The organism is Flavobacterium sp. ABG, from assembly GCF_001027725.1.
In the GTDB taxonomy this organism is placed as follows: Bacteria; Bacteroidota; Bacteroidia; order Flavobacteriales; family Flavobacteriaceae; genus Flavobacterium; species Flavobacterium cupriresistens.
In genome coordinates this window covers 41,298-61,513 of record NZ_LEKS01000024.1, presented here as the reverse complement: position 1 = coordinate 61,513, position 20,216 = coordinate 41,298, and the positions used below count along the sequence as shown (strand labels likewise).

Sequence of the window (20,216 nt, the reverse complement as noted above, 5' to 3'; positions counted from 1 at the left end):
AACTCTTTTTTTATGGAAGATAGCAATGTTGTAAATGCTGAGATTGAACTTTTATTGGCGGTTAAAAATGCAGATGTGTCTGCTTTAGAAAGAATGTTGCATGATGACTTGCTTTTTAATTTACCTGGCGGACAGACGATCACTAAAGAGTTTGATTTGAATTCGTATCGTTCCGGTTTAATGAAAATTGAGGTTATCGAAGCGTCAGATCAACTGATTAATGTTATTGAAGATACAGCTGTTGTCAGTGTTTCCGTTTTGCTTAAAGGAGCCTACGATAATCAGCCTTTCGATGGTGTTTTTCGATACATTCGTGTCTGGAAACAATTCGAAGAAGGTTTAAAAGTAATTGCCGGTAGCTGTACAGAACTAAAGTAAGCTCTGAATAAAAATTTTTGTAGCGCTTTATCCTTAGGGAAATAAATCTTAAAAACTTGTGATTAGCTTTCTCTCGCAGATTTTGCAGATTTAGCGGATTTTTTTTTTAAGTGGAGAAAGCAAAAAAGGCAGCGTTTCGATTATTCTGAAACAAGTAAATCTGCTAAATCTAGGTGCATAAGAAACTTTTTGTCCTGTATTAATGGTTACTTATTGCGCTTCTGGTGATTTAGTTTAAATCTTAAATGAAAAACTCTTGAAAATAGTTAATGGATTGTTTATTGCAATTATAGTCAGCATAACAGCCTTTTTTAGTTTTTTTTGGATTGGAAGTTATGAGGAGAAAATACGATTAGTTAATGAACTTCCTTTGTCGTTTTTTAAACGGGTAGTAGGGGTTTCTGTACTTGGATCAGTAGGAATAAGTGTTCTGATTCTTGTTAACTTTCTCCGTGATAAAATTGTTTTAAAGAAGGTTAATGTAGTTTCTTTAAAACGTCTGGCGATTGTAGGTTTTCTAAGTGTTTTTTTAGTGGCTCTTTGTGGAACGTTGTTGTTTTTCTTTTGTTAAGGAGATAAACAAAAAATAAAAGGTTTGTTGTTATTTTAGAGAGTAATCAAGTCAACTAAGTCTGAATACAAAAAAAGCTTTGTACTCTTTGTGTTAACCTCCTTGCGTGCTTTGCGACTTCGCGAGATTTCTCAAACTACATAAGTGATATGAATTCATTATAAATTTGCGTCCTTTGCGTAAATCCCCGCGAACTTTGCGGTTAAATAAATGTCATGAGTCTTTATCGAATACTATCATGTGCATGAGTCTGCACACCATTATTCCATAAAGTAAGAATATCTGTAGCAACTGCAGCGCCACTTCCGGCTGCTATTGCCAATTGACTTCTCCAGCCTGCTAAAGTTCCGATCACATAAATACCATCTGTTACTAGATGATCGTCGTTTTTAAGCTGAATGCGTTGTTTTTCTGGAAGTGCTTTTTTGTGAGGCTCAATATACTGTAGTAAACCTTCAATATCAAAAGTATTAGCAGAGCCTATTCCAATAACAATGCTTTTGGTTTGGTACGTGCTTTTATTTGTTGTAACCGTAAATTCAGGATAAGCTCCTTCAACTTTGATTACTTTTTCGTTTGGAATCTGTGTAATGTGTGGGTAGCTTTGAGCTAAGTCCTGTGTGCTTTCAAAAAGTAATTCTGAACCTAGTTTACCGGGAGATATACCGTAAGCATTATAGAAGATAGCCTCCTGTAAAGAAGAATTTTTTTGATGAGTGAAAATCCCTATTTTTTTATCGGTAACAAAAGCTTTGTTTTTAGCTGATCCTAAAACGAGAGCGCAAGAGATACCTGAAACGCCTCCGCCGATAATTAAAGTGTCAAACATATTATTATCTGCCATTTGTTTTTTCTTCGATTTTTTTGGAAATTCTAAAAATCAAAAGAATCAAAACGGCGCAAAATGAAGCTGCGATTCCAATAAAAGCTACCGCACTGTCTCCTTGAAAAGGATTCTTAAAGTCCAATAACGTAATATTAAAAACAATTAAAGCTAATGCTAAAAGCACTAAGATTGAAGTGAAAATTTTCATATGGCTGTTTGTTTGTCTAAAATAACAAAATGAAATTTTACTGCAATACATGCTGTAAAACCACTTGTTTTAAATTTTATGGGGTAAATTTATAAAAATATCTGTTAGACGAACAAACCTTTAACATTAGCAGCGAATAATTTAACAGCAATAGCTAAAAGGATCACTCCAAATGTCTTGCGAACCACTCCAAGTCCATTTTCTCCTAATAAAGTTTCGATTTTTTTAGATGATTTCAAAACAATATATACTAAGATGATATTCAGTACAATGGCTATGATAATGTTGATGGTGTGAAATTGTGAGCGTAAAGAAAGTAAAGTAGTCATCGTTCCGGCTCCTGCAATCAGTGGAAAGGCCAAAGGAACAATAGAAGCTGATCCCGGTTCTTCGTCACGATAAATACGGATTCCTAAAATCATCTCTAAGGCAAGAAAGAATAAGACAAACGAACCTGCAACGGCAAAAGAATGCACATCAATACCTATAATGTTAAGGAAGCCTTCTCCGACGAAAAGAAAAACAATCATGATGATTCCGGCAACAAGAGAAGCTTTTTCAGATTCGATGTGGCCAACCTTTGCTCTTAAATTTACAATGATCGGAATAGATCCCACGATATCAATTACTGCAAAAAGTACCATTCCAACAGTGATAATTTCCTTAAAATCAATTTCTAACATACCTTATTTGTTTAGAGGTTAAATGTGGTGCAAATGTAAATAATAAAGTTAGGGCTTTTATTGTTTAAAATCTAATCCTGCATTTTTGTTATAAAAACATGTTTTTTAGATTAAAAAAGTGATATTTATAACATTTCACGATTTGTTTTGTTGATTTGTAGGTGAAATGCAGGGATTATTTTTGCTTTGGATTTATCGTACAGACATCAAGATAGTTTGACTATCTTTGCACTTTATAAATTCAGTATTTTTAGTATCATGTTTCAATTAGGAAAAACCATTATTTCAGAAGATATTCTTGAAAAAGAATTTGTGTGCAACTTGTCAGCTTGCAAAGGGGCGTGTTGTGTCGATGGAGATGCGGGGGCACCTTTAAGTGAAGCAGAGACGAAAATCTTAGAAGATATTTATGATAAGGTAAAACCTTTTTTGAGAAAAGAAGGGATTGCGGCCATTGAAGCGCAGGGAACCTGGGTAAAAGGAACTGATGGTGATCTTGAAACACCATTAATCGACAATAAAGATTGTGCTTACGTTATTTTTGACGGAAAAACCGCTCTTTGCGGAATCGAGCAAGCTTATAATCAAGGAATCGTAGATTGGAAAAAACCGGTTTCTTGCCATTTATATCCAATTCGTGTAAAAGATTTTACAGAGTTTGCAGCAGTTAATTATGATAAATGGGAAATTTGTGACGATGCCTGTTCTTTGGGTAAAGAGTTAGAAGTTCCGGTTTATAAATTTGTCAAAGAAGCCTTGATTCGTCGCTTTGGAGAAGACTGGTATATGGAACTTGAAAAAGTAGCACAGGAGCTTAAAAATTCATAAAAATTCGGCAGCCTTTACTATTGCTGAGAAATGCTTCTAAAAGGATCGAAAAAAGCAAAAGTAACGATTGAAAAAAGTTTAAAAAACAATCCTAATTTCCTTGTTTTTTTAAATTAAAAGTCTATGTTTTATGGGCGTGCGGGGTCTTGATATGGCTTTTAAAATACTCATTTACAATATTTTAACACTTGTATGAAAAATATCCTACTTTTTGACTGTTGTTAAAAACTACGCCCGATTGTGAATAAGTTTGGCTTTTATTTTTGGCTACAAATGACAATCTTTGTACTCTACTGAATAAGTAAAAAAAGAGTGCAGAAATTAAACATAAAAGCCATGTCACAAGTCGAGCCAATATTGCAAGAAAATAAAAATCGTTTCGTAATTTTTCCTATCAAACACCACGATATTTGGGATTGGTATAAGAAGATGGAAGCTAGTTTTTGGACGGCAGAAGAAATCGATTTACATCAGGATTTAAATGACTGGAATAATAAATTGTCAGATGAAGAACGTTATTTTGTAAAACACATTTTAGCCTTTTTTGCTGCTTCTGACGGAATTGTAAACGAAAACCTTGCAGAGAATTTTGTAAACGAAGTACAATATGCTGAAGCTAAATTCTTTTATGGTTTTCAAATCATGATGGAAAACATTCACAGCGAAACCTATTCTCTTCTAATTGATACTTATGTAAAAGACGAAGCAGAAAAAGCGGAGTTGTTTAATGCCTTAGAAGTTTTTCCTGCTATTGCTAAAAAAGCAGAGTGGGCTTTGAAATGGATCGAATCGGATTCGTTTGCAGAAAGACTTATTGCTTTTGCAGCTGTTGAAGGAATATTTTTCTCAGGTGCTTTTTGTTCTATTTTCTGGTTGAAAAAACGTGGATTAATGCCAGGTTTAACATTTTCTAACGAACTAATCTCTCGTGACGAAGGTGTACATTGTGATTTTGCAGTGCATTTGCACAATCACCATTTGATAAACAAAGTTCCAAAAGACAGAATTAAAGAAATTATAGTAGATGCGTTAAGTATCGAAAGAGAGTTTGTTACAGAATCTCTTCCGGTAAGTTTGATCGGTATGAACGCTACTTTAATGACACAATATTTGGAATTTGTTGCAGACAGACTACTTGTAGAGTTAGGTTGTGAAAGAGTGTATGGATCTGCAAATCCATTTGACTTCATGGACATGATCTCTTTACAAGGTAAAACCAATTTCTTCGAAAAAAGGGTTTCAGAATATCAAAAAGCCGGAGTTATGAATAGTGGTTCAGGCGGAGATAGTGATTCTCAGAAAATTAGCTTTGATGCAGATTTTTAAACAACAAGAATAATTTTAGTGGCACCCCAACACACTAAAAATGATGAAATTTTTATAACGTATTTTTAAGATTGAAGTCCTTTTCCAAATCGAGGATTCAATTATTTTAACTCAATTTCAATTTGTTTTTCAAATTGGAATCAGCTAACTATTGAGAATCCTGTAATTCTCAAAATAAAATAATAAAACACACAATGTTTAAGTATTGGAATTCGTTATTCCAATGTCTTTCATTTTTTCAATAACAATAAAAAAGTAAGCTTATGTATGTAATAAAAAGAGATGGACGTAAAGAGCCGGTAATGTTTGATAAAATTACAGACAGAATCAAAAAATTGTGTTACGGTTTGAATGAACTTGTAGATCCTGTAAAAGTAGCCATGCGTGTTATTGAAGGATTGTATGATGGTGTTTCTACTTCGGAATTGGATAATCTTGCTGCTGAAACAGCTGCTTCTATGACGATTACACATCCCGATTATGCGCAATTAGCAGCTCGAATCGCAGTTTCTAATTTACATTCTAATACGACAAAATCGTTTTCAGAAACGATGTCGGATATGTATCATTACGTTAATCCAAGAACAGGAAAAGAAGCTCCTTTATTGGCAGACGATGTTTTCGAAGTAATTAAGAATAATTCTCAGGTTCTGGATTCAACTATAATTTATAACCGTGATTTTAATTACGATTATTTTGGATTTAAAACATTAGAGCGTTCTTATCTATTAAAAATAAACGGTAAAATCGTAGAGCGACCACAACATATGTTGATGCGTGTTTCTATCGGAATTCATAAAGACGATATTGCTTCTGCGATTGAGACTTATGAGTTGATGTCTAAGAAATTCTTTACGCATGCTACACCAACCTTGTTTAATTCAGGTACGCCAAAACCTCAAATGTCTTCTTGTTTCTTATTGACAATGAAAGACGATAGTATTGATGGTATTTACGATACTTTGAAACAGACTGCTAAGATTTCGCAATCGGCAGGAGGAATTGGTTTAGCGATTCACAATGTTAGAGCAACAGGTTCTTATATCAGCGGAACTAACGGAACTTCTAATGGAATTGTTCCAATGTTGCGTGTATACGATATGACGGCTCGTTATGTGGATCAAGGTGGAGGAAAACGTAAAGGAAGTTTTGCCATGTACATTGAGCCTTGGCATGCTGATATTTTTGATTTCCTTGATTTGAGAAAAAACCACGGTAAGGAAGAAATGAGAACCCGTGATTTATTTCTTGGAATGTGGATTCCGGATTTATTCATGAAGAGAGTTCAGGAAGATTCAACATGGACGTTAATGTGTCCAAACGAATGCCCTGGATTATCAGAAGTACACAGTGAAGAATTTGATGCTTTGTACTTAAGTTATGAAGCAGAAGGAAAAGGAAGAAAAACAGTAAAAGCGAGAGAAATTTGGGAGAAAATCCTGGAGTCTCAAGTAGAAACGGGACTTCCGTACATGTTGTATAAAGATGCGGCTAACCGTAAATCGAATCAAAAGAATTTAGGAACAATCCGTTCTTCAAATTTATGTACGGAGATTATTGAGTACACTTCTCCTGATGAAGTTGCAGTTTGTAACTTAGCTTCTATTTCATTGCCAATGTTTGTTGAAAACGGCAAATTTGATCACGATAAATTATTTGATGTTACCAAACGTGTAACTTTGAATTTAAATAAAGTAATTGACAGAAATTACTATCCGGTAAAAGAAGCGGAAAATTCTAATGTACGTCACAGACCAATTGGTTTGGGAGTTCAGGGATTAGCAGATGCTTTTATCATGTTAAGAATGCCTTTTACAAGTGACGAAGCAAAACAGTTGAATCACGAAATTTTCGAAACCTTATACTTTGCTGCCGTTACCGCTTCTATGGAATTGGCAAAAGTGGAAGGGCCGTACTCTACATTTGAAGGGTCTCCAATTTCTAAAGGAGAATTCCAATACAATTTGTGGGGAATGAAAGACGAGGAATTATCAGGACGTTGGGACTGGGCTTCTTTACGTAAAGAAGTTATGGAACATGGAGTTCGTAACTCTTTATTAGTAGCGCCAATGCCAACCGCATCGACTTCTCAGATCTTAGGAAACAACGAAGCTTTTGAGCCTTATACTTCTAATATTTACACCAGAAGAACACTTTCAGGAGAGTTTATCGTGGTAAACAAACATTTATTAGAAGACTTAGTAAAACTGGGAATCTGGAATGAAACGTTGAAACAGGAAATCATGCGTCACAATGGATCTATCCAAAACATTGACGGAATTCCGGCGGATATCAAAGAATTGTATAAAACAGTTTGGGAAATGTCTATGAAAGATATCTTAGACATGTCACGTCAGAGAGGGTACTTTATTGACCAGTCTCAATCGCTAAATTTGTTCATGCAGGATGCTAATTTCTCTAAGCTGACTTCTATGCACTTTTACGCATGGCAATCGGGTTTAAAAACAGGAATGTATTACCTAAGAACGAAATCTGCGGTAGATGCGATTAAATTCACCTTAAACAACGATAAAAAAGAAGAAACAGCACCAGCAGCGTCTACAACAGCAGCACCGGTAACTGTAGCTTCGGAAACAGAGCCTATTAGCGTTGAAGAATACAAAGCAATGTTGCTTAAAGCACAAGCAGCAGATCCTGAGGATTGCGAAATGTGTGGGTCTTAATTTTAGAGTTTAAATATAGTAAAGCAGTTATCGTGAGGTAACTGCTTTTTTTAAACAAAAATATCTCTGCTAAAAAATCATTTGTTCTTAATAAAATTTAAAATGAATAAAGTGCAAAAAATGTTTGTTGACAGTACTCCGGTTTCTATATGTACAATGGATAATGAAGATTATATATGTCTAACAGATATGGTAAGTGCAAAAGCGGGAGACGCTAGAGCAGCAGACGTTATAAAGAACTGGCTCAGAAGTATTTCAACAATAGAATTTATGGGAACCTGGGAAACACTTTATAATCCTAATTTTAAAGTGGTCGAATATGACCACTTTAGAAGAAACGCCGGTGTTCCTTCTTTTACTTTAAGTGTAAATGGTTGGGTAGAGGGCACTAATGCTATAGGAATGTTTTCAAAAGCAGGACGAAATGGTGGAACTTATGCTCATAGAGATATTGCCATGGAGTTTGGCTCAGCAATAAGCCCCGTTTTTAAAATTTATCTCTTTAAAGAATACCAAAGATTAAAACAAGTTGAAAGTAATCAATATAATCTAGAATGGGATGTTAGGCGTCTTATGACAAAATTAAACTATGTATTGCATACGGATGCAGTTCAGAAGCATATAATTCCTAATAGTGTTTTACCTCTTGAAAAACTAAGTATAGAATATGCCAATGAAGCTGATTTGTTGAATCTGGCATTATATGGTTATACTGCAAAGCAATGGAAAGAAGCTAATCCAAAGCATTCAAAAGAAGGTAAGAACATGAGAGATTTTTCAAGTATTAATGATTTGCTTGTTATGTCTAATTTAGAGTCTTTCAGTTCACAATTAATAAAACTGGGAACTCCTAAAAGTCAAAGATTTGAATTTTTGAGACAAATGGCTTTAGAGCAACAGGTACAGTTTTCAAAAGTAGATATGATAAAGTCAATTAAAAAATCTAATCAGATGACATACCTTGATGCTGAAAATTTTGCTCCTGATAAAATTGAATCAGAATCAAAAAAAGATATTTTAGAGGCAAGTAAGAAAAATCTTTTAGAGTTTAATGCTAGACAAAAAGGAATAGAGAATAAATCAGAAGAGAATAATAACGAATAGTTGGTGAATTCTTTGCGAAATTTGAATGAAGACTGTTATATTTAGGTAATGGTCTTTTTTTTACGTTTTATTCTCCTAATGTTAAACAGTAATATTTCAAGCACAATCTTAGTTTAATTATTTTGAAGGCAAGTCAATAAAAATCTTAATATCTTAGTGTCTCAGAATCTTCAAATTAAACCTTTTTCAAAAACAAAAGTCTTATTTCTAAATAATTCCTGTTGTTATGAAAAAAAGCAATATTTGGTCGTTGCGATTAGGTTTTTCAGGAAAAGAAGCCAGCAAAATAGAGCAATTAGGATTAGAAAAATTTCTAAAGAAATCTTATGAAGCAAAGTTTGATAAACAGCTTCCGGTATTTCTCGAAGATGATCCTAAAACACTTGCAGAACTTAAAGAATTAAAACAATCCATAAAAAAGGTTGATTCTGAAGAAAAAAAGAAGATGCTGAAAAAAGCAATCTATTCCGGAATTGAACTGCGAAGATGGTGGATTGACAAAATGCGAACAGAAGAATTTCCGCTTCGGGAAAATATGGTTTGTTTCTGGCACAATCATTTTGTATCCACTTCACAAAAAGTAAAAGTCAATTATTGGATTTACCAGCACAATATGATTTTGCGTGAAAATGCTTTTGGAAACTTCAAAGAACTTACCAAGAAAATCGTGAAGTCAAATGCGATGGTCAAATACCTGGATAATGTAGACAACAAAAAGGATAAGATTAACGAAAATCTGAGCCGGGAATTATTAGAATTATTCACTATCGGAATTGGAAATTACACAGAAAGTGATATTAAAAACGGTGCGCGTGCTCTGGCCGGATTAAATCTTGGTGAAGACGGTGCGGTTTACAGAAAATTTATTGAAGATAATACCGATAAAACCTATTTCGGTAAAACAGGGAATTGGAAAGCAGATGATCTTGTTGATATCATTTTTGAGCAAAAAAACATTCCCTATCTAATTACCCGAAAAATTTTGAAATGGTTTGTTTATGATAATCCGTCAGAAGAATTGGTGGTTTATTATGGAGATTATTTTCGAAAGAAGAATTTCGAAATCGAACCTTTGTTAACTAAGATTTTTATCGAAGAATACGCCAAAGAAAATCCGGGCACTAAAATCAAAAACCCCTTAGTTTATATTTTGCAGCTAATTGAGGAGTTGGAAGTTAAAGATTTTGATAATGCTCTGATTGCTCTTTTTCTGAGGCAACAAGGAATGGATTTATACAATCAGGTTAATGTAAAAGGTTGGGACGGAGGAAATTCATGGCTGACTTCTCAAATATATTTACAACGCAATACTACATCAGACTTACTTTGCAGTGGTAGAAGTGTCTCCAGAAAGACATTAAATACGATCATCAATACAGGGGATAAAACCAATATAGAATTCGATAAGATCAATGTGAAAATTGATTTTGATTCTAATGGAAATAATAAAACGATCATTTCTGAATTGTCTGACAGATTATTGTTTACCGTAAATGAAGGGGTGCAAAAAGACATGGAGAATTTGCTCAAATATGATTTTGATCCAAAAGAGTCACACGCCAATTTTGCGGTGATCCGATTGTTCAATTATATAACAAAATTGCCGGAATATCAACTAATCTAGAAGTCTTAGTTATGAATAGGAGAAATTTTTTATCGATAACAGGAACATTTACGGGAGGAATGCTTTTGCTTCCTGATTTTTTACATGCGTATGGAGCGCAGTCTAATTTGGTTGTTGGAGCGCAGTGTGTGGTCTTTGTTCAGTTAAACGGAGGGAACGACGGGTTGAATACTTTTATTCCTTACGATAATCCATTGTATTACGATTACAGAACCAAAATTGCTTTGAGTAAAGATGTCGTTGTAGGCAAAAATAAGGGAATGGCATTTCATCCGGCATTAAAAGATTTTGCTCAAATGCAGCAGAACGGTGATTTAACAGTAATTCAGAATGTAGGTTATCCGGAACCTATTCGTTCCCATTTTAGAAGTCAGGAAATTTGGCAGACAGCAACAGATTCTAACAAGTATGTAAACGAAGGCTGGTTGGGACGATATTTAGATTTACAATGCAAAGAACACGATCCAACAGCCGGAATCAATTTAGATGCTATTGATAATTTGGCTTTAAAAGGAATTGAACCCAATTCCATTACAGTAAAAGACCCGAATCGGTTTAAAGTAAAATCAGATAAAGAAGAAAATGTAATACTGTCTGATAATCCACAATTGGATTTTGTTTGTAAAATTGCCAATTCGGTTACCGAAGGTTCTGATGAAATTCAGAAAGCATTAGCAAAATCTAAAACGGAAATCAGTTATCCTAAAACCGGATTGGCGAAAAATTTAGAATGGATTGCGAGATTAATCAAAGGAAATTTGAATTCGAAAATATATTATACGTCCCTTAACGGTTTTGATACACATGATAATCAGCTCGCCATTCACGAGAGAAAACTAACGGAGTTGAATGACGCGTTGTTTCGTTTTTATCAGGATTTAAAACAGTCTGAAATGCTTCAGAATGTTACCGTAGTGGTTTTTTCTGAATTCGGAAGAAGAGTAAAAGACAACGGGAATGGTACAGATCACGGAACTGCAGCGCCAATGTTTATTATTGGAGGAAATAATAAAGCAACCGTTTTAGGAGATAATCCCGATTTGTCTAATCTCGATAATGGGGATTTAAAATACAAGATTGATTTTAGAAGTGTTTACGCTTCCTTATTACAGCAAAAGATGGGTTTTGATTATTCTAAAATTGGAATAAAGAATGAGCCTGTTGTTGGGTTGTTTTGAAGTGGGGAAAAGACACTGTTCACTTGTTTTTAAATACAACTTATTTGATGACCAAAGTGGATGGATTATCTTGTGAAGATATTTCGTTCCTCAGTATGACAAAATTGCGAAAAATAGAAACGGAGCACCTTTTGTCCTTTCGAGCGAAGTCGAGAAATGACATAAGAAGTAGAAAGCGTACCGACTTAGATACTTTTAATCTCAGAATCTAGGTAAAATCTTAGCGTCTAAGCAACTCAGCAACTCAGAATCTTCCTCAAAACCAATTAACTATATCTCATTTTAAGACTTATTTTTTACATTATCGTACAAAAGAGGGTAATTTTGTTAAGGAATCCCTTTTTGTTTCATAAAATGTATTAATTTTTTTGGTGCAGTAAAAATAATTTATACATTCGCAGAGTATTTATTGAAAAACACAAACAAAATGACTAATAACCGTTTTTATTTTAGCAACTCTTTTTATTTCTTCTTTAGTAGAAGTGAGGATTGTGCTATGGTTATTTGAGAAAAGTAAAAGACAAATAAAACTAATATACAATCCTGATGAAAATCAGGATTTTTTTTTGAATATATGACAACGAAAATTGCAATACAAGGTATAAAAGGTTCCTTTCATCATCAGGTAGTGAAAGAGTATTTCTCTGAAAATGTGGCTATTGATGAATGTTTGTCTTTTGAGGAATTAATTGACAGTCTGCTTTCGGGAAAATCCGATCAGGCCGTGATGGCGATTGAAAACTCTATTGCAGGGCCAATTATTCCTAATTATGCTTTGATTGATAAGAATAATTTACACATTATTGGAGAGCATTATTTGAGCATTCATCAGAATTTAATGGCTTTGAAAGGGCAGAAAATAGAGGATATAAAAGAAGTTCATTCTCACCCGATGGCCATTTTGCAATGCATGGATTTCTTGAAAAAATATCCCAATATTAAATTGGTTGAAGATAAAGATACAGCAGAAACAGCCAGAAGAATTCAGGAAAAACAACTCACCGGAATTGCGGCAATTGCGAGTAAAACGGCTTCTGAAATGTATGATTTAGCGATTCTGGCACCGGAGATTCAGACGATCAAAAATAATATGACCCGCTTTGTGATCATCAAAAAGCAGAATTCATTTTTGCCAGAGGACGAAATAAACAGAGCGTCAATCAAATTTGAGTTGGATCATAAAAGAGGAAGTTTGGCAGCAGTTTTAAATGTAATGAGTGACTGCCAGTTGAATTTAACAAAAATTCAATCGCTCCCGAAAATTGAAACGCCTTGGAAATATTCGTTTTTCGTAGACGTAACCTTCGAGAAATACGAAGATTTTGCCAAAGCAAAAGCGTTACTGAATATAATGGCAGAGTATTTTAAAGTGTTAGGAGAATATAAGAATACGAAACCATAGGAGGGGAAATTCCAAAATTTTTGAAATTCCAAATTCCAAATTCCAACTCCAAGTTTCAAATCTTAATTAATAGAGCTTATGGCCTAAAGCTTAAAGCATAAAGCAAAAAAAACATGATTACAACAGCAAAACGATTAGATACAGTTGAAGAATACTACTTCTCTTCCAAATTGAGAGAAGTGAGACAACTGCAATCTGAAGGAAAGTCTATCATCAATATGGGAATCGGAAGCCCGGATTTGAGTCCGTCGAAAGCAGTTATTGAGGCGGTGCAATTGGCCATTCAGGAAGAGCATGCGCATGGCTATCAAAGTTATCAGGGATTGCCGGAGTTGAGAAAAGGGATGGCAGATTTTTATCAGAATCAGTTTGGTGTTGACGTGAATCCGAATACGGAGATTTTACCGTTAATGGGGTCAAAAGAAGGAATCATGCATATTTCGCTGGCTTTTTTGAATGAAGGCGATCATGTTTTAATTCCGAACCCAGGTTATCCGACTTATACTTCGGTAACTAATTTGGTTGGGGCTGTTCCGGTATATTATGATTTGAAGGAAGCAAATGCTTGGGAACCGGATTTCGAAGCTTTGGAAAAATTAGACCTTTCGAAAGTAAAAATCATGTGGTTGGGGTATCCACACATGCCAACAGGAGCAAGAGGAAGTTTAGCGTTATTTGAAAAATTGGTTGCTTTTGCTAAAAAACACAACATTTTATTGGTCAATGACAATCCGTATAGTTTTGTTTTGAATGATAATCCGATGAGTTTATTGCAGGTAGAAGGGGCAAAAGAAGTGGCTTTGGAATTGAATTCACTTAGTAAAACTTTCAACATGGCTGGCTGGAGAGTCGGAATGGTTTTAGGAAACGCAGAAGTTATTGATGCAGTACTGAAAGTCAAAAGTAACATGGACAGTGGTATGTTTTACGGAATTCAAAAAGGAGCGGTTGCTGCTTTAAATTGTGGTAAATCCTGGTTTGAAGAACAAAATAAAATTTACAAACGCCGTCGTGAATTGACAAATCAATTGGCAGAAAAATTAGGCTGTAAAGTGTATGCAGAAGGCGTTGGACTTTTTGTATGGGCAAAATTGCCGGAAGGAATTGCATCTGCAGAAAAGTTCATTGACGAGATATTATACGAGAAACATATTTTCATCACACCCGGAACTATTTTCGGAAGCAATGGTGAGGGATATATCAGATTCTCATTGTGTGTGAAAGAAGAAAAAGTACAAGAAGCGATAGATAGATTTTAGAGTTCAGATTTTAGATTTTTCGGCAGAGTTTGTCATTCCGAGGAACGAGGAATCTCCGTTGCAAGGTCGACAAAGATTGGTTTTTTTGATTAAGGAGTTACTTGCGAAGATTCCTCGTTCCTCGGAATGACAAAAAATGATGAAAATATAAAGGTCTTGAAAAAACAAAAAGCCCTAGCCCTGATAGAAGTGGCATCCTTTTATGGTGGGGTTCACCATAAAAGATACAGCGGATTGCAGGAGTAAGCTTTAAATAAAAATAAAAATGAAAGTATACGTAATAGGAATAGGGTTAATAGGGGGCTCGATGGTGTTAGACATCAAAGAGAAACATTCGAAGGCGACTATTTTTGGAATTGACAATAACGAAGAACACTTGCAGGAAGCAATTGATTTAGGGGTTATTGATCAGGTAGGGAAGTTGGAAGATCTTGGGGAAGCCGATTTTGTAATTGTTTCGGTTCCGGTAGATGTCGCACTGACGATTTTGCCGAAAGTGTTGGATTTGGTTGGTGAGAAAACGATTGTTTTTGAAGTAGGTTCTACCAAAAAACCAATTTGCGATGCCGTAACAAATCACCCCAAAAGAAGGAACTTTATTGCTACTCACCCGATTGCAGGAACAGAATTTTCGGGACCGTCGGCAGCAATAAAAGGACTGTTTCAAGGGAAAACGAATATTATTTGTGAAGTAGAAAAAACTACTTTCAAATTGCAGGAAAAAGCATTGCAACTTTTTGCAGAAATCGGAATGCGGATTCGATATATGGACCCGATTTCGCACGACAAACACATCGCTTACGTTTCGCATTTGTCGCACATTAGTTCGTTTATGCTAGGAAAAACGGTAATGAATAAAGAAAAAGACGAACAGGATATTTTTGATATGGCGGGAAGTGGATTCGAAAGTACCGTTCGTTTGGCCAAAAGTTCACCGGCTATGTGGACACCAATTTTTAAACAAAACAAAGAGTATGTAATTGAAACCTTAGAAGGATATATTGCGAATCTGACTCAGTTTAAAGATTTATTAGCAGATGATAATTATAATGCCATTTTTGAAGAAATGGAAAGTGTAAATAAAATTAAAGAGATATTAAACGGAATTACTATTAAAAAATAAACTAAAAAAAAAAGATGGAAAATAAAAAAGAAATGAGAAAGTGGTTAGAAGATTTCAATTTAAATCACCCACTTGTGATAGCTGGACCATGTAGTGCAGAAACGGAAGATCAGGTATTGAAAATTGCCCGTGAATTAAAAGATTCTAAAGTAAGTGTATTCAGAGCCGGAATCTGGAAACCAAGAACGCGTCCGGGAGGATTTGAAGGTGTAGGTGAAATTGGATTGAAATGGTTACAAAAAGCCAAAGCAGAAACTGGTTTACTTATGGGAACTGAGGTAGCAACTGCAGCGCACTGTAAATTGGCTTTAGAGCATGATATTGATGTTTTATGGGTTGGAGCCCGTACAACTGCAAATCCTTTTGCAGTTCAGGAAATTGCTGACACCTTAAAAGGTACTGATAAAATTGTTTTGGTTAAAAACCCTGTAAACCCGGATTTAGCTTTATGGTTAGGTGGTGTTGAGCGTTTGCATATGGCCGGAATTGAAAAATTAGGGGTTATTCACAGAGGTTTCTCTACTTACGAAAAAACCAAATACAGAAATATTCCGGAATGGCAGATTGCAATCGAATTGCAAAATAAATTCCCTGATTTACCTTTAATCATCGATCCGTCTCACATTACCGGAGATCGTAAAATGATTTTTGAAGTAACGCAGGAAGCGTTGGATTTGAACTATGACGGTATGATTATCGAAACGCACTACGATCCGGACAACGCTTGGTCTGATGCTGCGCAACAAGTTACTCCGGACGCTTTGAAACAAATCATTAAAGATTTGACCATCAGAAAAACGGATGATACTACAGATGAGTACAGCCAAAAAATGACTAAATTAAGAGCTAATATCGACGTTTTAGATGCTAACTTATTAGAGTTATTAGGAAAACGTATGAAAGTAGCAGACGAAATTGGTCAGGTGAAAAAAGAAGCGAACGTTGCGATTCTTCAAAACAATCGTTGGAATGAAATTTTAGGGAAAATGATACTGGAAGGAGAGAAAAAAGGTCTTACAGAAGAGTTCGTTTTAAGAATGTTTAAAGCGATTCACCAGGAAAGTATTGGTCATCAGGAAAAAGTTTTCAATGCTTAATTTTTTTTAAACCATATAAGTTCATATAAGAAAATGTAAGTTTTGTTTATGATGAATTTGTAGCACTTCACAACTAAAATTAAATCTCCATCGCTTTATAAAAGTGTTGGAGATTTTTTGTTTTGCTAATTTTTTTTAACCATATGAGTTCATGTAAGAAAATGTAAGTTTTGTTTACGATGAATTTGTAGCGCTTCACAACTAAAATTAAATCTCTATTGCTTTATAAAAGTGTTGGAGGTTTTTTGTTTTGCTAATTTTTTTTAACCATATAAGTTCATGTAAGAAAATGTAAGCTTTTTTTAAGATGAATTTGTGGCACTTCACAATTAAAGTTTAATCTGCATCATCTTATGATAAGTATGGGAGATTTTTTGATATAGCTATCTCGCCAATTTTTTTAAATGAACTTACATCACTTATATGGTTTAGAGCATTTATTTACCGTCTTTTTTAAAATAAATTATTTTTCTTCCCAACCTTTTTAATTTTTTTTGCCTCTATAGTGATATACAATCTTAACTTTCGTGTCATGAAATCAAAAATGTACCCATTTAAGCCGGAAAAGATTCAACTAAAATTGAATTTATTGCTTTGTTTTTTATTGTTTTTAGGAGCGAAAACTTTTGCGCAAAGTCCTGAATTGACAGTCAAAGGAGAGGAAGCTCAAAAAGTCAGAATGAGTCAGCTCATAGTCAATGTAAAAGTGGTTGGGAATATCGCTTACACTACTGCCGAAATGCATTTTTTCAATTCGGGAAACCGTCAGATGGAAGCAGAACTTATTTTTCCGTTACCTGAAAATGTTTCGGTTTCGAGATATGCTATTGATATAAACGGGAAAATGCGCGAAGCAGTTCCGGTAAATAAAAACAAAGGAAAACAGGTTTTCGAAGCTATCGAACACCGTCGTGTTGATCCGGGATTATTGGAGAAAGTAGACGGAAATAACTTCAGAACCAGAATTTATCCTTTGATGCCAAATGGAGAGCGAATTGTAATTATTGGTTACGAAGAAGAGCTTGCGGCTTTTGATAAGAATAATTTAGCCTATCAATTAGTTAGTCGTTATCCGGTTAAACTGGATAAATTTGAGTTGAATGTTTCGGTTTTAGGGGCAGCTGCATCTCCGACAATTGCGGAAAATTCAGGCGAGGAAATTGCTTTTTCAAAATGGAACCAATCGTTTCAAACTTCATTAAAAAAGGAAAATTATCAGCCTTCTGAAAAGTTGCTTTTTAAAATTCCCATTCAGCAGAATATTCCGAGTGTAGTAATGCAGACGGTACAGGATCAGCATTATTTTTATGGAAGTACTTTTATTGAAGGAAATAAGATTGCCAAAAAAATGCCGGCTTCAATCGGTTTGGTTTGGGATAATTCTTTGAGTTGCCAGAATCGCGATCTGAAAAAGGAATTGGATTTGCTAGACGCTTATTTTCAAAAAATAAAAAATACGACTGTAAGTTTGTATTTCCTGAATTATACTTTTGAAAAGGATAAAGATTATGTGATAGTTGATGGGAATTGGTCTGCCTTAAAAAACGTATTGCAAAACACAAAGTATGATGGTGGTACTCGTTTCTCTAAAATAAATTTCCCAAATCACGATGAGTTCTTGTTCTTTTCGGATGGATTATCTTCTTTGAGCGAGAATGTTTTACCAAAAACGAATAAGCCAATTTATACAATTACCTCTTCCGTTTCTGCTGATTTTACTTTTTTGAATTATGCATCGATGAAGACTGGAGGTAATTTTATCAATCTGAATCAATTAAATCCGATTAATGCTTTAGATAAATTGACCAATAATACGTTGAAGTTTTTGGGGATAAAAGAAAATCTTACGGTTACAGATTTGTATCCGATGAAAGGAGCTTCTGTTTCGGGGAATTTTAGTTTTGCTGGGATTTCACTGAATCCGAAAAATGAAATCACGTTGTTGTTTGGGTATTCCGGTGAGACAATGATAGAACGAAAAATTACGCTGGATGCGGCTGTTCAAAATACTACAGACGTTAGTATCGAAAAGTTATGGGCTCAGAAAAAAATTGCTAATCTTGACCTGCAATACGACAAAAATGCAGAAGAAATTGAGATTTTAGGAAAAAAGTACGGAATTATAACCAAGAATACTTCGCTGATTGTTTTAGAAGAGCTTCGCGATTATATGGCGTATGATATTGTTCCTCCTGCAGAATTGCGTGCCGAATTTGACAGAATTAAAAAACAGGAACAGGATACAAACCTGGCCAAGCAGAAAAACAATTGGGAGAATATTGATGATTATTTTACAGAGTTAGATTCCTGGTGGAAACAAAATATCAAATATACAAGGACAAAACCTTTGCCGAAGCCAAAAAATAAACCCGGAGGAAGATCAAATACGGTTTCGCAAACGACTTTCAGAAGAAATTCGAGTATTACAAACGGCTATGTTTCGGGTATTGTTTTAGATGAACAAAATCAGCCTTTGCCGGGAGCTTCTGTTAGATCAGATATGGAAAGTGTTGCTGCTGATTTTGATGGGAAATTTAGGGTAAAAGCTTCTGAAAACAGTACCATTGTCGTTTCTTATGTCGGATTGGATACCGATTCATTCAATATGGGCAGAAACAATGAGGTTACGGTACGGTTACAAGAGAGTTCACGGGCACTAAATGAAGTTGTAGTCACATCAGCATTAAGTATGAGAAGCGAGGGAGGATCGGTCTCTTATGCGAGAGAACCCGTTTCAGAGGCTGCATATTCAAAAGGTGAAGCTAACGATGTGCCTCCTCCTCCAGCCCCGCAGGTAGATCAGGTGAAGTTTGTTTCCCCTGTTGTGGCCAGAGCAAACGAGATCACTGAAGAAGCAAATGCAAATAAGGAAAAGCGGGAGCAAGCAGAGACCATTAGTGATACTTTGAATTTTAGAGCTGGGGATATAAATTTTGACAAGAGCCAAAAGGAATCTAAAACATGGAATCCGGATCGTTTGTACCTAAAAGCATTGGCAGCAGCACCAAAAGAAAAACAATACGAGTTGTATTTTGAATTAAGAAAGGTACAGGAGAGAAATCCGAGTTTTTATTTTGATGTGGCGCACTTTTTCTACAATCAGGGTGATGTGAAAAAAGCATTGCAGGTAATTAGCAACATTGCTGATTTAGGATTAGAGAACCATCAGCTTTACAAAACTCTGACGTATACCTTACGTCAGTGGAAATCGTACGACGATGCTTTGTTTACAGCAAAACAAATTGCAAAATGGAGAGCACATGAGCCACAAAGTTTGCGTGATTATGCCTTGGCTCTGGAAGATGCAGGGAAATATCAAGAAGCTTTTGATCAATTGATAAAAGCACTTGAAGTAAATTATTATGGAGAAATGAGCGGACAGTATGAAGGAGTTGAAGATATTATTCTAATGGATATTAACCGTTTGATGCTGGAACATAAAGGTTTGAATTCGGATAAATTAGATAAAAAGTATCTTAAAAAAATGCCGATAGACATTCGGGTTGTTATGAATTGGAACCTGATGGATGTTGATTTAGACTTGCATATTATTGAACCAACAGGTGAAGAATGTTATTATGGTCATACGGTAACAGAAGCCGGAGCAAAATTTTCAAAAGATTTTACACAAGGTTATGGGCCGGAGCAATATTTAATCAGAAATGCTGTGAAAGGGAAATACCAAATCAAAACGAATTATTTTGGCGAACGTGAATTAACAGAAAGTGGTCCGGCAACCGTAATGATTGAGATTTATACCACCAAAGAAGGAAAAACGACGCGAGTTTTAAAAACCATTCAATTAGGGAAAGTAAAAGAAAATGAGCTTTTAGCAGAAATTGTGTGGTAAGCCTGTCAAATTTAGAAGGTGTTTTCTAATTTTAAAAGGCGAAGTTGCGTTGTTCAATTCTAAAAACGTAATTTT

General features: G+C 35.0%; 16 protein-coding genes. 13 read left to right on the top strand and 3 right to left on the bottom strand.

The features are described 5' to 3' along the window. Positions 1 to 12 precede the first annotated feature (12 nt). Positions 13 to 378 (top strand): nuclear transport factor 2 family protein, encoded by a 366-nt coding sequence (locus AB674_RS19645; protein ID WP_047778987.1) that lies wholly within the window; start codon positions 13 to 15, stop codon positions 376 to 378. Between the two features lie 256 nt (positions 379 to 634). Further along, positions 635 to 949 carry a hypothetical protein gene (locus tag AB674_RS19640; protein WP_047778986.1) on the top strand — a complete coding sequence of 105 codons (315 nt, stop codon included), beginning with the start codon at positions 635 to 637 and terminating at the stop codon, positions 947 to 949. Between the two features lie 223 nt (positions 950 to 1,172). Here AB674_RS19640 and AB674_RS19635 read toward each other — a convergent pair whose 3' ends face one another. The 3 genes from AB674_RS19635 to AB674_RS19625 form a co-directional block, all read right to left on the bottom strand. Further along, positions 1,173 to 1,778 carry an FAD-dependent oxidoreductase gene (locus AB674_RS19635; RefSeq protein ID WP_047779000.1) on the bottom strand — a complete coding sequence of 202 codons (606 nt, stop codon included), beginning with the start codon at positions 1,776 to 1,778 and terminating at the stop codon, positions 1,173 to 1,175. A gap of 4 nt (positions 1,779 to 1,782) precedes the next feature. Continuing rightward, a complete protein-coding gene (locus AB674_RS19630; protein ID WP_047778985.1) occupies positions 1,783 to 1,983 on the bottom strand; it encodes a hypothetical protein in 201 nt (66 codons plus the stop codon). Positions 1,984 to 2,087: 104 nt separating this feature from the next. Continuing rightward, complete coding sequence (locus tag AB674_RS19625) at positions 2,088 to 2,666, bottom strand: MarC family protein (protein ID WP_047778984.1); 579 nt, start codon at positions 2,664 to 2,666, stop codon at positions 2,088 to 2,090. Between the two features lie 258 nt (positions 2,667 to 2,924). On the opposite strand from AB674_RS19625, the gene AB674_RS19620 reads away from it, so the two are divergent. From AB674_RS19620 to AB674_RS19570, 11 genes are all read left to right on the top strand, one after another. Further along, entirely contained in the window at positions 2,925 to 3,494 is a 570-nt protein-coding gene (locus AB674_RS19620) for a DUF3109 family protein (RefSeq protein ID WP_047778983.1), read from the top strand. A 336-nt stretch (positions 3,495 to 3,830) separates the two neighbouring features. Beyond that, on the top strand, positions 3,831 to 4,820 hold the full coding sequence (locus AB674_RS19615) for a ribonucleotide-diphosphate reductase subunit beta (protein ID WP_047778999.1): 990 nt from the start codon (positions 3,831 to 3,833) through the stop codon (positions 4,818 to 4,820). A gap of 263 nt (positions 4,821 to 5,083) precedes the next feature. Then, positions 5,084 to 7,504, top strand: coding sequence for a ribonucleoside-diphosphate reductase subunit alpha (locus AB674_RS19610; RefSeq protein ID WP_047778982.1), 2,421 nt, complete (start codon positions 5,084 to 5,086; stop codon positions 7,502 to 7,504). A gap of 102 nt (positions 7,505 to 7,606) precedes the next feature. Further along, positions 7,607 to 8,608, top strand: coding sequence for a KilA-N domain-containing protein (locus AB674_RS19605; protein ID WP_082210682.1), 1,002 nt, complete (start codon positions 7,607 to 7,609; stop codon positions 8,606 to 8,608). A 226-nt stretch (positions 8,609 to 8,834) separates the two neighbouring features. Beyond that, positions 8,835 to 10,232, top strand: coding sequence for a DUF1800 domain-containing protein (locus AB674_RS19600; protein ID WP_047778981.1), 1,398 nt, complete (start codon positions 8,835 to 8,837; stop codon positions 10,230 to 10,232). A gap of 11 nt (positions 10,233 to 10,243) precedes the next feature. Next, complete coding sequence (locus tag AB674_RS19595) at positions 10,244 to 11,410, top strand: DUF1501 domain-containing protein (protein WP_047778980.1); 1,167 nt, start codon at positions 10,244 to 10,246, stop codon at positions 11,408 to 11,410. A gap of 574 nt (positions 11,411 to 11,984) precedes the next feature. Next, positions 11,985 to 12,812: a prephenate dehydratase gene (locus AB674_RS19590; protein ID WP_047778979.1), complete on the top strand. Its 828-nt coding sequence runs from the start codon at positions 11,985 to 11,987 to the stop codon at positions 12,810 to 12,812. 113 nt (positions 12,813 to 12,925) lie between these two features. After that, on the top strand, positions 12,926 to 14,071 hold the full coding sequence (locus AB674_RS19585) for a pyridoxal phosphate-dependent aminotransferase (RefSeq protein WP_047778978.1): 1,146 nt from the start codon (positions 12,926 to 12,928) through the stop codon (positions 14,069 to 14,071). Positions 14,072 to 14,336: 265 nt separating this feature from the next. Further along, positions 14,337 to 15,194 (top strand): prephenate dehydrogenase, encoded by an 858-nt coding sequence (locus AB674_RS19580; RefSeq protein ID WP_047778977.1) that lies wholly within the window; start codon positions 14,337 to 14,339, stop codon positions 15,192 to 15,194. 14 nt (positions 15,195 to 15,208) lie between these two features. Beyond that, positions 15,209 to 16,291 carry a bifunctional 3-deoxy-7-phosphoheptulonate synthase/chorismate mutase type II gene (locus AB674_RS19575; RefSeq protein ID WP_047778976.1) on the top strand — a complete coding sequence of 361 codons (1,083 nt, stop codon included), beginning with the start codon at positions 15,209 to 15,211 and terminating at the stop codon, positions 16,289 to 16,291. A gap of 532 nt (positions 16,292 to 16,823) precedes the next feature. Beyond that, positions 16,824 to 20,141 (top strand): VIT domain-containing protein, encoded by a 3,318-nt coding sequence (locus AB674_RS19570; RefSeq protein ID WP_047778975.1) that lies wholly within the window; start codon positions 16,824 to 16,826, stop codon positions 20,139 to 20,141. The last annotated feature ends 75 nt before the right edge of the window (positions 20,142 to 20,216 follow it).

Bases quoted from the DNA above. Each gene is read 5' to 3' on its own strand.
- AB674_RS19645 (WP_047778987.1), top strand. From the start codon at position 13: ATGGAAGATAGCAATGTTGTAAATGCTGAGATTGAACTTTTATTGGCG.
- AB674_RS19635 (WP_047779000.1), bottom strand. From the start codon at position 1,778: ATGTTTGACACTTTAATTATCGGCGGAGGCGTTTCAGGTATCTCTTGC.
- AB674_RS19630 (WP_047778985.1), bottom strand. From the start codon at position 1,983: ATGAAAATTTTCACTTCAATCTTAGTGCTTTTAGCATTAGCTTTAATT.
- AB674_RS19625 (WP_047778984.1), bottom strand. From the start codon at position 2,666: ATGTTAGAAATTGATTTTAAGGAAATTATCACTGTTGGAATGGTACTT.
- AB674_RS19620 (WP_047778983.1), top strand. From the start codon at position 2,925: ATGTTTCAATTAGGAAAAACCATTATTTCAGAAGATATTCTTGAAAAA.
- AB674_RS19615 (WP_047778999.1), top strand. From the start codon at position 3,831: ATGTCACAAGTCGAGCCAATATTGCAAGAAAATAAAAATCGTTTCGTA.
- AB674_RS19610 (WP_047778982.1), top strand. From the start codon at position 5,084: ATGTATGTAATAAAAAGAGATGGACGTAAAGAGCCGGTAATGTTTGAT.
- AB674_RS19605 (WP_082210682.1), top strand. From the start codon at position 7,607: ATGAATAAAGTGCAAAAAATGTTTGTTGACAGTACTCCGGTTTCTATA.
- AB674_RS19600 (WP_047778981.1), top strand. From the start codon at position 8,835: ATGAAAAAAAGCAATATTTGGTCGTTGCGATTAGGTTTTTCAGGAAAA.
- AB674_RS19595 (WP_047778980.1), top strand. From the start codon at position 10,244: ATGAATAGGAGAAATTTTTTATCGATAACAGGAACATTTACGGGAGGA.
- AB674_RS19590 (WP_047778979.1), top strand. From the start codon at position 11,985: ATGACAACGAAAATTGCAATACAAGGTATAAAAGGTTCCTTTCATCAT.
- AB674_RS19585 (WP_047778978.1), top strand. From the start codon at position 12,926: ATGATTACAACAGCAAAACGATTAGATACAGTTGAAGAATACTACTTC.
- AB674_RS19580 (WP_047778977.1), top strand. From the start codon at position 14,337: ATGAAAGTATACGTAATAGGAATAGGGTTAATAGGGGGCTCGATGGTG.
- AB674_RS19575 (WP_047778976.1), top strand. From the start codon at position 15,209: ATGGAAAATAAAAAAGAAATGAGAAAGTGGTTAGAAGATTTCAATTTA.
- AB674_RS19570 (WP_047778975.1), top strand. From the start codon at position 16,824: ATGAAATCAAAAATGTACCCATTTAAGCCGGAAAAGATTCAACTAAAA.